General features: G+C 66.4%; 8 protein-coding genes. All 8 read right to left on the bottom strand.

Features of this window, described 5'->3' with window-relative positions; genetic code table 11:
- Positions 1-135: 135 nt before the first annotated feature.
- The 8 genes from ACFQ0E_RS13030 to ACFQ0E_RS12995 all read right to left on the bottom strand — a co-directional run bounded on the left by ACFQ0E_RS13030 (position 136) and on the right by ACFQ0E_RS12995 (position 14,606).
- The gene (locus tag ACFQ0E_RS13030) at positions 136-1,830 is read right to left on the bottom strand and encodes a hypothetical protein (protein WP_386824453.1); all 1,695 of its coding nucleotides are present in this window, start codon (positions 1,828-1,830) and stop codon (positions 136-138) included.
- Between the two features lie 406 nt (positions 1,831-2,236).
- Positions 2,237-3,598 (bottom strand): M20/M25/M40 family metallo-hydrolase, encoded by a 1,362-nt coding sequence (locus ACFQ0E_RS13025; protein WP_386824451.1) that lies wholly within the window; start codon positions 3,596-3,598, stop codon positions 2,237-2,239.
- Between the two features lie 181 nt (positions 3,599-3,779).
- Positions 3,780-5,573: a S8 family peptidase gene (locus tag ACFQ0E_RS13020; protein ID WP_386824449.1), complete on the bottom strand. Its 1,794-nt coding sequence runs from the start codon at positions 5,571-5,573 to the stop codon at positions 3,780-3,782.
- A gap of 456 nt (positions 5,574-6,029) precedes the next feature.
- On the bottom strand, positions 6,030-7,550 hold the full coding sequence (locus ACFQ0E_RS13015) for a S8 family peptidase (RefSeq protein WP_386824447.1): 1,521 nt from the start codon (positions 7,548-7,550) through the stop codon (positions 6,030-6,032).
- On the bottom strand, positions 7,547-7,813 hold the full coding sequence (locus ACFQ0E_RS13010) for a hypothetical protein (RefSeq protein WP_386824445.1): 267 nt from the start codon (positions 7,811-7,813) through the stop codon (positions 7,547-7,549). Before ACFQ0E_RS13010 ends, ACFQ0E_RS13015 begins: the two co-directional genes overlap by 4 nt.
- A 411-nt stretch (positions 7,814-8,224) precedes the next feature.
- Positions 8,225-10,009 carry a S8 family serine peptidase gene (locus ACFQ0E_RS13005; RefSeq protein ID WP_386824443.1) on the bottom strand — a complete coding sequence of 595 codons (1,785 nt, stop codon included), beginning with the start codon at positions 10,007-10,009 and terminating at the stop codon, positions 8,225-8,227.
- Between the two features lie 415 nt (positions 10,010-10,424).
- Positions 10,425-12,233, bottom strand: coding sequence for a S8 family peptidase (locus ACFQ0E_RS13000; RefSeq protein WP_386824441.1), 1,809 nt, complete (start codon positions 12,231-12,233; stop codon positions 10,425-10,427).
- A 414-nt stretch (positions 12,234-12,647) separates the two neighbouring features.
- Complete coding sequence (locus ACFQ0E_RS12995; protein ID WP_386824439.1) at positions 12,648-14,606, bottom strand: M20/M25/M40 family metallo-hydrolase; 1,959 nt, start codon at positions 14,604-14,606, stop codon at positions 12,648-12,650.
- Positions 14,607-14,625 lie beyond the last annotated feature (19 nt).

Here is a 14,625-nt window from a genome sequence, read left to right as displayed (position 1 = left end):
GGGAAACCCGGGGCGTTTTTTCGTGGACTTCGCACATCGCGGATCGAATATCGCGGATCGCATACCGCAAAAGCGAAACCCCGGCCGGAGCCGGGGTCTCGATGCAACGAATGCATTGCAGATGAAGCGAGGCGATCAGCAGCCCGGGAACTTGAAGTCCTGGATGCGCGTCTGCCAGCCGCCGCTCGGACGGTACATGCCGACGAACCAGAACGTGCAGTCGTCGACCGGGTCCACGGTCATCTGGTAGTAGTCGCCCCAGCGGCCCGAGGTTTCCGCGGCGGCGCCGGCGGCCACGGTGGTCTCCGGCAGCGACATCACGCCCAGCGGATCGGACGCGGTGCGGCCGGTGTAGCGCAGCGAAGCGAACACGGTCGGCGTGCTGGTCTTGGTGACGTTGTAGCCCATGCCGATGTTGCCGAACTTGTCCATCGCCGCGACACCGATCAGGTGGTGCGTGTTGGTATCGCCCGGGCTGAAGGTGCCTTCCTGGTGCAGGGCCCAGTTGCCGGTGCCGCTGCGGCGCAGCTCGAACCAGCGCACGCCCGAATCCACCGGCGTCTTGCGGGTACGGCCCGCGTTCTGGTTCGTGGCGAAGGTGCCGACGATCGACTCGTGGGTGCCGAAGTTGCGGTAGGTCAGCTGGTTGAGCACGACCTCGCGGATCGGATCGAGCTTGGAGGTCGAACCCGGCTGCGGCACGGTGGCGAAGGTCGAGTAGTTGATGAACCAGCTGTTGAACTCGGTGATCGCGACGCGCGGCAGCGTGACGATGCTGCTGTTCGCCGGCGTGTTCCAGTCGATGTTCATTTCGAACAGTTCCAGGAAATCCTGGGTGCCGTTCGCGCTGGCGCCATCATGCGCTTCGTCGTCGCGATGGCGGACCATCAGCTGCCTGCGGCCGGCCGGCGGCGCGGTCGTGCCGTAGAAGGTCGACGGGGTGAGGATCTGGAAGCCGTAGCCCGGCAGCGTGGGCACGCTGCTGAAACGCTGGGCCGGACGCGCGGTGGCGCCGGTCAGCATGCTGGCGCGGTCGAATGCATACACGTCGGCGCCGGCCACGCTGCCTTCGTTGGTCGAGCAGACGTAGGCGTTGTTCCAGATGCCGCAATGCGGGTAATCCGGGAAAGCCTGCGTGGCGTAGCGGTAGAACCACCAGCCGCCGCTGACCGGATCGGAGGTCTTCGACACGAAGGTGCAGACGCCGCCGTCGTCCATGGTCAGGAAGAACCAGCGACCGGCCTGGCGATCGAAGTGGACCAGCGGGTCGCCGCGATCGGCGGTGCAGGCATTGCCGGCCGGGGCCAGCGAACCGAAGGTGGTGGGACCGGCGACGAGATTGCCGGCCTTGTCGTAGATCTTGAAGTAGGTGCCGCTGCCGCCGCTGTTCACGGCGTAGATCACGTGGTTGGTGCCGACTTCGACGACCGGATCACCCGGGCTCACGCCGGTGTTCGGATTGTTGATGCTGACGCGGCCACCGGAGACCTTGGCACGCGCGGCCTTGGGCGCTGCGCGGTCGTAGATCGCCTGCAGCTCGTTCAGTCGATCGCGCGCGACCGCCTTGTTCTCCGGCGCGTGCGGCAGCTTCGTGCCGATCGGCGTGTACTGGCGGCGATGCGCTTCGCGGATCGCCATGCCCGGACGCCATTCCTTCGCGCGCGGCAGGTTGCGGACATCGACGCCGATGCTCTGGGCCGACACCGGGCTGCCGACCTGCGGCCGGATGGTCTTGACCTGTGCCGCACCCGGCTGTGCCGCGATCGCGGCGCAGGGCAACAGGAGCGACAGGACGGCTGCGGCAGCCGTCGGAAAGAACGCTGACTTCATTCAAAAACCCCTTGGAATGTCCTGAAAGATTCGTTCCCGGATCGTGCCGGGCGTGTGCTGTCACGACGCACTCTTCGATGCATCTTCGTTCGGCCGGCAGTGCGCTGCGCGTGCCTCCCCTGTCGCCTCGCGCCTTCGAAGCGCGGGCCACCTGTCCGGGTCCCCTCCTCGGAACAGGTGATCCGGCGACGCTATCGGTCGCAGCGATCGGGCGTCAACACAGGCGCGCCGCGCATCCTCAAGTGACCTGGCGATCGGAGACAAGCCCTTGTTCCGATTGAAGTCGCAGGGCAACACGTTGTGCGCCGCAGCAAGCGAATGCGCAAAGTCGGCACAGGCGCGGATGACCGGACATCGCGTCGGGTCCCGCGGGCAGACAAGGCCGGACCCGTGCGGTCCGGCGCGCTCAGCGCCTGCGGCCTGTCTTCGCGGACACGCTGGTCTTCGCCGCTTCGCCGAGGAAGGCCAGGCCCAGCTGCGCGAACTTGGCGCTGTTCTGCGCAGAATTGCCCATGTTGGCGAGCGTGTCGCCGGTGGTGTGGATCGCGGAGAACATGTTGCCGTCGGCGGTGCCGGCTTCGAAGAAGAAGCCGGATGGATAACCGGCGGCGGTCCACGAAGCATGATCGGAGCAGGCGTAGCCGCAGGTGTCGGTGCCGCGCGTGAGTCCGCGCGGCGCGAGGTAGACATCGAACAGGTCGGTCAGGAAACGCTGCATGTGCGGATCGGAGAAATCGGTGACCAGGCGCATGTCCGGCCCCGAGCCGGATTTGTAGTTGGTCATGTCCAGCTGCAGGGCCGCGACCACGTTCACGTTGCTGCGCCTGTAGGCCTGCGCGATGGCGTTCGAGCCGCGCAGGCCGACTTCCTCGGCGGCGTAGCCGATGAACTTCACGGTGCGCCTGGGCTTCCAGCCGCTGGCCATCGCGATGCGCAGCACTTCGGTGAGCGTGGCAATGCCGGAAGCATCGTCGTCCGCGCCGGGCGCGCGCTGGCTCGTGCTGCCGCCACCACTGACGTTGATCGAATCCAGGTGCGCGCCGAGCACCACCACTTCGTTCGGCAGTTCGTTGCCGCGGATCGTCAGGATCACCGAGGGCTGCGTCGAGCAGTTGCCGCAGGAGAACAGCTCGGAGGTGACGTCGCTGCGCCCGGTGGCGAGGCCCAGCCAGGTGCCCTGCAGCCACAGCGCGGCATCGCGGCCGTAGCTGCTGGCGTAGTAGCGGTTCTGGTAGGTCTGCAGGTGGTTGATGGTGTTGTAGAGGTTGGTGTGCTGCACCTGGTCGAGCCAGGGCGAGACCGTGGCCTGGCTGTCGATGCTGTACTCGACCATCATCGCCGGGCTCTTGCGCGACAGCGGCGGGCGCGAGCGGTCGTTGCGGAGGAAGGCTTCGGCCTGGGCGCGGGTGGAGAATGCGAAGTATCCCCCGCAGCGGCGCTCGCGCTGGTGGATGCGTTCGGTGATCCGGCTGAGCTGGTGTGCGCGGATCTCGGCCAGCACCAGGCGATTGCCCTGCCGGTCCATCTTCGGCGTCGCGCTGCGCACCAGGTCGGGCATGTGCGCATGCGAAGCCCGGGACATGACGATGTAGACCCGCGCCAGAGGGTCGTGTTCCAGCTGCAGCGAGGCCAGGGCATCGGCGGCATGCCCGCGCGCATGGGCCGCGACGGCCGGGTCATGGGCCTGATCTGTCGCGAATGCAGAGGCGGAAGCGAGCCCCAGCACGACAGCGGACACGAGGACGACGGCGATGTTCGGCATGGGCATGACAGGATCCTGCGACGTACGCGCGGATCATACCGCCGGCCTCGACCTGCCGCCCGTGCCATCCGACGTGCCATCCGCCCTTCCCTGCCATGCGCAGCAACGATGACGGACCGCCAGACGAAGACGCCTCCCGCCGGAGCGGGAGGCGTCGGGTCGGCTTGCGCAAGTCAGGCCGGTTGGATCAGAACGTGATGCTCCAGCTGTCGATGCGGCCGGTGTCGAGGCTGGCCGCGTCGCGGACGCGGAGGTTCCACGTGCCGTTCAGCGCTTCGCCCGACAGGTTCACGTTGAACGTCTGGTTGACGTTGTCCGCGCTGCCGCCCGAACGGTTCAGCAGGTTGTACACCGAACCATCCGGCGCCACGAGGTCGACCACCAGGTCACCGCGATAGGTGTGGATGATGTTCACCGCGACCGGCGTGCTGGCCTGGCCATTGCCCGTACGACCGCTCACCGCGATCGGGCTGCTGACCGTGGCATTGTCGTTGATCGTGTAGTCGGTGCCGTTGCTGTAGGTCTGCACGCCGCCACCACCCGAACCGGTGCCGGTGAAGTCCTGGCCCGTGACGTTGGCGCTGTTCACGGTGACGCTGCGGCTCGTCGGCGAGAAGGTGTAGCCGCTCAGCGACGGCGTCAGCGTGTAGGTGCCGTTCGACAGGCCGCTCAGCGTGTACGCGCCGCTGCTGTTCGTCGTGGCGCTGGTCGAGCCGGCGCTGACGGTCACGCCGGACAGGGCGGCGCCCGTGCTGGTGGTGACGGTGCCGGAGATCGAGTACGTCGGCGTGCCTGCACCGAACAGCGAGTACAGCAGCAGGTTCGGCGAACCCGGCTTGGCATCGGTCACCTTGTTCGGCGTCGCGTTGTTGGCGAGCGCGGTGGCCACCTGGGCCGGGGTCGCCGACGGGTTGCTGGCGAGGTACAGCGCGGCCACGCCGGCCACGTGCGGCGACGCCATCGAGGTGCCGCTGATGGTGTTCGTCGCGGTGGTGCTGGTGTACCAGGCCGAGGTGATCGACGAACCCGGGGCGTAGATGTCCAGGCAGGTGCCGTAGTTCGAGAACGACGAACGCGCATCGGTGTTCGTGGTCGAGCCGACGGTGACGGCCAGGGGCGCACGCGCCGGCGACTTGAGGCAGGCATCGCCGTTGTCGTTGCCGGCGGCGACTACCACGGTGACACCGGCATTGTGCATGCGGGTCACGGCATCGTCGGTCGCCTGCGAGGCGCCGCCGCCGAGGCTCATGTTCGCCACGGCCGGCTTGATGTGGTTGTTCGCGACCCAGTCCATGCCCGCGATCACGCCGGAATTCGAACCGGAGCCGCTGCAGCTCAGCACGCGGACCGGATGGATGGTCACGCCCTTGGCCACGCCGTAGGTGGTACCGCCCACGGTGCCGGCGACGTGCGTGCCGTGGCCATGGCAGTCGTTGGCGTTGCCGCCGGTGGTCACGGCGTCGAAGCCGTTGCCCATGCGGCCGGTGAACTGGCTGTGGCTGAGCAGCACGCCGGTGTCGATGATGTAGGCATGCACGCCCGACGCGGTGGTGTCGTAGGTGTACGAACTGTCGAGCGGCAGGTTGCGCTGGTCGACGCGGTCGATGCCCCAGGTGGCGCCGGTCTGCGTAGCCGAGGTGGTGACGATGCCGTCTTCCTCGACGTAGGCGACGCGAGGATCGGCGAGCAGGCGGGCCAGCGCCTTGTCGTCGGCGCGCGCCACGAAGCCGCGGAGGACGCGGTCGTAGCTGCGCACCAGCTTGGCCCGGTGCTTTGCGGCCATGTCCCTGGCGACGACGGACACGCGGGACAGGCTGCTGCGCTCGTTGGCGAGGCTGGCGGCGTTGTCCTTCAGCACGACGATGTACTGCCCCTGGATCGGGTTGCTGGCGGCACGCAGCTCGCCGGCGAACGCGGGAAGTGCCGCGCACGACAGGGTCGCGACGACGGCAAGCGAGAGCACGGAGTTTCTGTAGTTCACGATCGCTCCTTCATATCGTTATGGTTGGATACTTCCGGACCCGTGCGGAAATGATGTCGGCACGGGTGGCGCGGTCGCGTCGCGACGCGAAATCCGCGACGACGGAGCGCTGATGGATTCCCCCTTGAATACAGGCGCTCCATGCCTGCGACCACGCTTCAAACCTAGTGCAGTTCGGCGAATGAATCAAGGCCATACGTCTGACGACAGGTGTTCGAATTTCGCAACACCCGGCGCGAATGAATGCGTGCGATGCGAAGCGCGTCACACGGGACACTCACGACACGATCCGTGCAGCGCGAACGAAGGCCGCAAAAACAGGGATCGCGCCTGAAAAAAAACCCCGGCTTGCGCCGGGGTCCGAATTGCAACGATGCGAACACGAAGAAGAGCCAGGATCCGCATCGCGGGTTGGAACAGGAAGCCTCGGCGCATTGACCGAGTCGCAGCGCCCGATCAGGGCGTGCGGGTCGCCTTCATGTTCACGCCCGAGTAGGTGCTGTAGGCGCGCACGCCGATGTAGTACGTGGTGCCGGCGGTCGGGTTGTTGATCGTGCAGGTCTCGGTGTTGGCGCTCAAGTACGGACGGCAGGTGTAGCTGCTGGTGGTCGGCGCAGCGCCTGCACGGACGTACAGGTCGGCATCGCCGGTGCCGCCGGAGATGTTGACGACCAGCTTGGTCGTGCCGGCCGGGATGGCCACGGTGTAGATCGACGACCAGTTGCCGGTCGAGACCGTCGGCAGGTTGACGTTGTGCACGACCGTGTCGCCCGGCGGCGGCGGCGTGGTTCCGCCGAACAGCGAGTACAGCAGACGGTTCGGCGAACCCGTCTGGGCACCGGTCACCTTGTTCGGGGTCGACGCGTTGATGATCGCCGAGGTCACCTGCGCCGGGGTTGCCGACGGGTTGCTGGCGAGGTACAGCGCGGCCACGCCGGCCACGTGCGGCGACGCCATCGAGGTGCCGCTGATGGTGTTGGTCGCGGTGCTGCTGGTGTACCAGGCCGAGGTGATGCTCGAACCCGGGGCGAAGATGTCCAGGCAGGTGCCGTAGTTCGAGAACGACGAACGCGCGTCGGTGTTCGTGGTCGAACCGACGGTGATCGCCGAAGCCGCGCGGGCCGGCGAGTAGTTGCAGGCGTTCGAATTGTCGTTGCCCGCAGCCACGGCCACGGTCACGCCGGCGTTGACCATGCGCGCGACGGCGTCGTCGGTCGCCTGCGAGGCGCCGCCACCGAGGCTCATGTTCGCCACGGCCGGCTTGATGTGGTTGTTCGCGACCCAGTCCATGCCCGCGATCACGCCGGAGTTGGTGCCCGAGCCGGTGCAGCCCAGCACGCGGACTGGATGGATGGTCACGCCCTTGGCGATGCCGTGGGTGGTGCCGCCGACGGTGCCGGCGACGTGCGTGCCATGGCCGTTGCAGTCGTTGGCGTTGCCGCCGCTGGTCACGGCGTCGAAGCCGTTGCCCATGCGACCGGTGAACTGGCTGTGGCTGAGCAGCACGCCGGTGTCGATGATGTAGGCGTGCACGCCCGACGCGGTGGTGTTGTAGGTGTAGCTCTGGTTGAGCGGCAGGTCGCGCTGGTCGGTGCGATCGATGCCCCAGGTGGCGCCGGTCTGCGTGGCCGAGGCGGTGACGATGCCGTCTTCCTCGACGTAGGCGACGCGCGGGTCGGCGATCAGGCGAGCCAGCGCCTTGTCATCGGCACGTGCCACGAAGCCGCGGAGGACGCTGTTGTAGCTGCGCACCAGCTTGGCGCGGTGCTTGGTGGCCATGTCCCTGGCGACGGTGGAAACGCGGGACAGGCTGCTGCGCTCATTGGCGAGGCTGGCGGCGTTGTCCTTCAGCACGACGATGTACTGCCCCTGGACCGGGGTCTGCGCGGTGCGCAGCTCGCCGGCGGAGGCCGGGAGGGCGGCGCAGACGAGGGTGGCGCCGATCGCGGCGGACAGCATGGAAAGACGGTGGTTCACAAGCGCTCCTTATCAGGACGTTCTATTGATGTTGTATGGAACCTGCGCAGACCGTTGGCCTGCGCAACGTGCGCATTGCGGATGAAGGCACTGCCTTCCCCCAGCGGATCGCCATGTGTGCCCCACGCGATGTCCGCATCCACAAGCGCCGAAGGAACGTAGACCACTCCGGAACTGGAATCAATATCCCGGAAAAAATGCGACGCGTTGATTTTTTCGCAGTGCAGCATGCTGCAAATCGCCCGATGCGGCGCGTGCTGCATTGCAGCATCGATTTGGTTTCAATTGAAACAAAGACGGAAAGCACATTTTTCGCATCGACTCGCTTCGCGCCGGCATCGCGTCCAGTGGCCGCACGACGCAAATATTCAACGGAACCGGTTCGCGACCATGTCCGACCATCCGATATTTCATGTGCGATGGACGCGATGACGTGAGCGGCGACCCGCCATGCGCAAGCGAATGGCGGATGCGAACAGCAGCCCGGGCATGTCATCCGGCGGATCGCGCACCTGATTGCGCGCGGCATCGCTACAGGCCGAACCCAGCCTGCCCGTTTCGCGACTGGCAGCAAGAGGCCCCGGCATTCGCCGGGGCCTCGCCTGCATGTGCGTCGCGCGGCGTCGCAACGTGCCGACGGGATCATCGGCAGGCGGCAACATGTCGCCACGCCATCAAGGCGTGCGGGTCGCCTTCATGTTGACGCCCGAGAAGCTGCGGTAGGCATTCACGCGGATGTAGTACGTGCTGCCGGCAACCGGATTGCTGATCGTGCAGGTCTCGACGTTGCCGTCCTTGTACGGGCGGCAATCCCAGCTCGACAGGCTAGGCGTGGCGCCGCGGCGCACATACAGATCGGCATCGCCTGTACCACCGGAGATGTTGACGACCAGCTGGGTAGTGCCGGCGGGAATGTTCACGGCATAGGTCGGCGACCAACTACCGGACGACACAGACGGCAGCGTGACGTTGTGCACGACTGTGCCGCCACTGCTGGCTGCGGTGCCGGTGAAGTTTTGCCCGATCACGTTGGCGCCGCTGACGGTCACGCTGCGACTGGCCGGCGTGAAGCTGTAGCCGCTCAGCGACGGCGTCAACGTGTAGGTGGCATTGGCCAGGCCACTCAGCGTGTAGGCACCCGTGCTGCTGGTGGTCGCCGACACACCGCCGGCACTGATGGTGACGCCGGACAGGGCCGCGCCCGTGCCGGTGGTCACCGTGCCGGAGACGGTGTAGGTGACCGGCGGCGGCGTGGTGCCGCCGAACAGCGAATACAAGAGGCGATTGGGCGACCCGGTCTTCGCATCGGTCACCTTGTTCGGCGTGCTGCTGTTGATGATCGCGGTCGTCACCTGCGCAGGGGTCGCCGTCGGATTGCTGGCCAGGTACAGGGCAGCGACACCGGCCACGTGCGGGCTGGCCATGGACGTGCCGCTCTTCGTCGATGTCGCCGTGGTGCTGGAAATACCGGCAGAGAGGATGCTGGAACCGGGGGCGAAGAGGTCGAGGCAGGTGCCGTGGTTCGACGAACCCACGGAGAAGATCGAGCGACCATCCTGGCTGTTGGTCGATCCCACGGTAATCGCGGCCGGCACTCGAGCAGGCGAATAGTTGCACGCATTCTGGCCATCGTTGCCGGCGGCCACCACAGCAACCACGCCCGCGTCGATCATGTTGTTGAGCGCGGTGTCCGTCAGTTCATCGGCACCGCCGCCGAGGCTCAGGTTCGCCACAGCAGGCTTCACATGATTGGTGGTGACCCAATCGATGCCTGCGATGACGTCAGAAGTCGAGCCGGAACTGCCGCAACCGAACACGCGCACCGGATGCAGCGTCACGCCCTTTGCGACGCCGTAGGTGCTGCCACCGACCGTGCCGGCGACGTGGGTGCCATGGCCGTTGCAGTCGCTGGTACCGCGGCCATCGTCGGCGATGGCACGATAGCCATTGCCCATGCGCCCAGTGAATTCGGCATGGCTGCCCAGGATGCCCGTATCGACGATGTAGGCATGCACGCCGGACGCCGTGGTGTCGTAGGTGTAGGACTGATTGAGCGGGAGATCGCGCTGGTCGATGCGATCCAGGCCCCAGGTCGCACTGGCCTGGGTCGCGGACACCGAGACCACGCCATCTTCCTTCACGTAGGCCACGCGCGGATCGGCGACCAGACGCGCCAGTGCCCTGTCGTCGGCTTTCACGACGAAGCCACGGAGCGCACGCTCGTAGCTGCGGACGAGTTTCGCGCGATGCTGCGAGGCCATGCCACGGGCCACGACAGAGACGCGGGAGAGGCTGCTGCGCTCGTTGGACAGGCTGGCGGCGTTGCCCTTCAGGACCACGATGTACTGGCCCGGGACGGGATTCTTCACGGTGCGGAGTTCGGAGGAGAAAGCTGGCACGGCGGCGCAGGCGAAAGCGGCGGCAACGGCGGCCGCGAGAACGGAATGACGATGTTTCATGAGGCTTCCTTCAGAAAGTGAGTCGAAATGAGTCCTGTATGCCGCGTCGGAAAGGTCGACATGGCGAAAGACGAATGCAGGAACGGGAACGCGCTTGTGTCGTGGTTGTGATGCTGCGTCCCGGTGCTCGGGCGGTGTGCGCCGCCTGCTTCCGTGGCGCAACACTAGTCAAGCCCCGACATGCGAGCAAGGCGCATCGCAGCATGGCATCGCCCGATTTTCGAGAAATTCGTCACTGAAGAAGCATTGTCGGATCATGATCGAGCGTTCTGATGACGAAAGTTCATGTCGGGTCCTGCAGCGGACTGCGCAACGACCGGACATGAAAAAGCCTCGGCTTTCGCCGAGGCTCCGGGTATTGACGATCGCACGCGACCGGCCTGCGCCGGTCGCTGCGTGAAGCCACCCGCAAGGATCAGAAGGTGACGCTCCAGCTGTTGATGTAGCCGGTGTCGTTGACGTAGTTGTCGTTGACGCGCAGCTTCCAGGTACCGTTCAGCGGTTCGCTCGACAGGTTGACCGTGTAGGTCTGGTTGATGTTGTCGGCCGAACCACCTGCGCGGTTGTGCAGGACGTACACAGAACCGTCCGGCGCCACCAGGTCGACCTTCAGGTCGGCGATGTAGGTGTGGACGATGGCGACGGCGACCGAAGCGTTGGTCGGTCCGTTGCCGGTGCGACCGGACACCGAGACCGGGCTCTCGACCGTGGCGTTGTCGGCGATCGTGTAGTCGGCGCTGTTGGTGTAGGTCTGCGTGCCACCACCGCCACCGCTGTTGCCTGCGGCGGTCACTGCGGCATCGGCGTTGAGCATGCCGGCGCCGAGCAGCTGGTCCGGGGTCTGCGGGAACGGACGGACGGTGTTCTTCAGCAGGGTTTCGAGCTGCGAAGGGCTGTACAGCGCCAGGCCGAGGGCCTTGCGGCGGCTCTGCACGAGCGCGGCCACGCCGGCGACGTGCGGCGTCGCCATCGAGGTGCCGCCGTAGGAGGCGTAGCTTTCGGCGCCCTGCCCCTGCGTACCGGCGTTGAGCGTCGACCAGATGTTCGAGCCCGGCGCCGACAGGTCGACGACGCTGCCGTAGTTGGAGAGCTGGTTGTACTGCGTGCTCCAGACCGAGCGCTTGCCCGCGCTGTCGATCGCACCGATGGTGACCACGTTCGCGCAGCTGGCAGGCTGGAAGTTGGCCGCATTGCCGTTGCTGTTGCCGGCAGCCACGATGACCGTGGTACCGCGGCCGACCGCACCGTTGATCGCGTTCTGGTAGGTCGTCGAGCAGGCGCCGCCGCCGCCGAGGCTCATGTTGACGATGTTCGCCGGGGTCGCGTTGGCCGGAATGCCGCTGACCGTACCGCCCGAGGCCCAGGTCACGCCATCGGCGATGTCGGACAGCGTGCCGCCGCAGCGACCGAGCACGCGCACGTGCTGGATCTTCGCGCCGTAGGCGACGCCAGCGACGCCCTTGCTGTTGTTGGTGACCGCGCCGATGGTGCCGGCGACATGGGTGCCATGCCAACTGCTGTTCGTCGTGGGTGAGCCCTGATAGCACTCGTTGGCCGTCGGACTCCAGTCACCTTCGTCGTTCGGGTTCGAATCACGACCGTTGCCATCACGCGAAGTCCACGTGTTGGTGATGAAGTCGTAGCCGGCGACGGTGTTGGCGTCGAGATCGCTGTGCGGCGTGCGGCCGGTATCGACCACGGCGACGACGATGCCGGAACCATTGCTCTTGTCCCACGCGGCCGGCGCGTTGATGCCGGCGGTGGCGCCGTAGTAGTGCCATTGATCGGTGTAGCGCGTGTCGTTCGGCGTCAGCACCGGATACATGCGCACGTCGACTTCGACGTATTCGACGTTCGGGTCGGCGGCGATGCGGCGCATCAGCGCTTCGGCATCGCTGCGGCCCAGCGCGCGGTTGGCGCGGATCACGTCCGCACCGAGCGACATGCGGCGGAAATGCTTGAGGGCGACGGCCTGGCCGGCCTTGCTCCGGGCGATGCCCTGGGTGGCGCGCTGCAGGCCACGGTCGATGGCGGCGCTGCTGTTGCGCTCGGCGGTACCCGAACGGTACTTCACGATGAACTGATCGAACTGCGTGTCGGTCTGCAGGCCCGAGAGATGGGCCTGACCGGCGAACGCGGCCGGTGCTGCCATGGACGAAACCGCCAGCAGCATGGCGGCGACGAGCGGTTTGACCTGCCCCTTGTGATGCACATCGAAAGACATTTTTTTCTTCTCCGGAATGGATGACCGCGTGATGCGGCGAGATGTCCCGGGCGCGCTGTTGTGAACGTGCTTGTTCTGTGCGGCCCGTGTACCGGATCCGCCCCCTGCGAATCCGTGGCGCAACTTAGGAACAGCGCCGGACGCCATCAATGTGCGCTGCAGCATTTTTCCGGAGCGATGTTGGTGTGCGCGAGCGATTCGCAGCAGAACATGACGAATGGTCATCAGTGCGGACGCGCCAGGTCGATCGCATCGTTCACGCGCAGCAGTTCAGGCGCGGTTTCCGCAGCAGAAAACACGACATGCATCGCGATTTGCAGACCGCGTGCCGCGTGCGTGCCTCATCCTGTAAAACCCGGAAGGGCCCTGGCATTCGCCAGGGCCCTTCATGACATATCGTCATGACGATTCTTGTCAGAATGTCAGGCTCCAGCTGTCGATCCGGCCCGTATCCTGGCTCGCATTGTCGTTCACGCGCAGCTTCCACGTGCCGTTGAGCGGCTCGCTCGACAGGTTCACGGTGTAGGTCTGGCTGATGTTGTCGGCCGAACCGCCCGCACGGTTGTGCAGCACGTAGATCGAGCCGTCCGGCGCCACCAGGTCGACCTTCAGATCGCCGATGTAGGTGTGGACGATGTTCACGGCGACCGGCGTGGTGGTCGATCCGTTCCCGGTGCGCCCCGAGACGGCGATCGCGCTCTCCACCGTGGCGTTGTCGGCGATCGCGATGTCGGTGCCGTTCGTGTAGGTCTGCGTGCCGCCGCTGCCGACGGTGACCGTCCGCGTCGTGGTGTTGCTGGCGCCGCCGTTGTCGGTGACGGTCAGCGCGACCGTGTAGGTACCGGCCGAAGCATAGGTGCGGCTGGGGTTGGTGGCCGTGGACGTGGTGCCGTCGCCGAAGTTCCAGCTGCGCGAGGCGATGCTGCCGTCGCTGTCGGTCGAGGTGTCGGTGAAGCTTGCGGTCAGTCCGCTGACGCTCGACGTGAAGCTCGCGGCCGGCGCCGCGTTGCCGCCACCGCCACCGGACGTCTTCGCCGCCTCGCCGAGGAAGGCCAGGCCGATCAGCGCGAACTTGGCGCTGTTCTGCGCGGAGTTGCCCATGTTCGCCAGGGTGTCGTTGGCGGTATGGATCTGGCTGAAATAGCCGCCGCTGGTGGCGCCGGTGCCGCCTTCGAAGAAGAAGCCGGCCGGATAGCCGGCGGCGGTCCACGAAGCATGGTCGGAGCAGGCGTAGCCGCAGGTGTCGCTGCCGCGACGCAGGCCGCGCGGCGCCAGGTAGGTGTCGAACAGGTTGGTCAGGAAGGTCTTGGTGTCCGGACTGGAATAGTCCGAGACCAGGCGCATGTCGATCGTCGACGTGGCCGACTTCCAGTTGGTCATGTCCATCTGCAGCACGCCGATGACATTGGCGCCCGCGTTCTTGTGCGCCTGGGCGATCGCGTTGGAGCCGCGCAGGCCGACTTCCTCGGCCGCATAGCCCATGAACTTCACCGTGCGCTTCGGTTTCCAGCCATTGGCCATCGCGATGCGCAGCACTTCGGTCAGCGTGGCGATGCCGGAGGCGTCGTCGTCCGCGCCCGGCGCGCGCTGCGAGGTGCTGCCGCCTGCGCTGCCGTTGATCGAATCCAGATGCGCGCCGAGCACCACGATCTCGTTCGGCAGCTCGTTGCCGCGGATGGTCAGGATCACCGATGGCTGCGTGGAGCAGTTGCTGCAGGCGAACAGTTCGGAGGTCACGTCGCTGCGCGTGCCGGCGAGTCCCTGCCAGGTGGTGCGGATCCACTCCGCCGCGGTCTTGCCGTAGCTGCTGGCGTAGTAGCGGTTCTGGTAGGTCTGCAGGTGGTTGATGGTGTTGTAGATGTTGGTGTGCTGCACCTGGTCCAGCCACGGCGAGACCGTGGTCTGGTTGTCGATGGTGTAGGCGACGCGGGCCGTGGCGCGCCCCGACACCACCTCGGCGGAGCGGTCCGAGCGCACGAAGGCTTCGGCCTGTTCGCGCGTCGGGAACGCGAAATAGCCGCCGCAGCGGCGCTCGCGCAGATGCACGCGTTCGGTGACACGGCTGAGCTGGTGCGCCCGGATCTCCGCGACGACCAGCGGGTTGCCGATGCTGTCGCGCATCGCGCGCCCCCGCGCGACGAGATCGGTCATGCCGGCGTGCGTATCGCGCGACATCACGATGTAGACGCGGGCATCGGGGTCGCGCTCCAGGCGCATCGACGCCAGTTCGGCTTCGCTGTGCGCGCGGATGTGGGCCTGGTCCTGTCCGGACGATGCGTCTAACGCGCCGGTGGCAGGATCGGCGGCGATGCTGTCGAAAACCGGCGCCACGCACAGCAGTGCGAGGCCGACGGCGGTCAGATGGTGCTTCATTGCGTTCTCTCTCCCTGTG

The sequence above is a fragment of the Lysobacter brunescens genome, assembly GCF_042677005.1.
GTDB lineage: Bacteria > Pseudomonadota > Gammaproteobacteria > Xanthomonadales > Xanthomonadaceae > Lysobacter_I > Lysobacter_I brunescens.
This window is presented reverse-complemented; position numbering and strand designations above follow the sequence as displayed.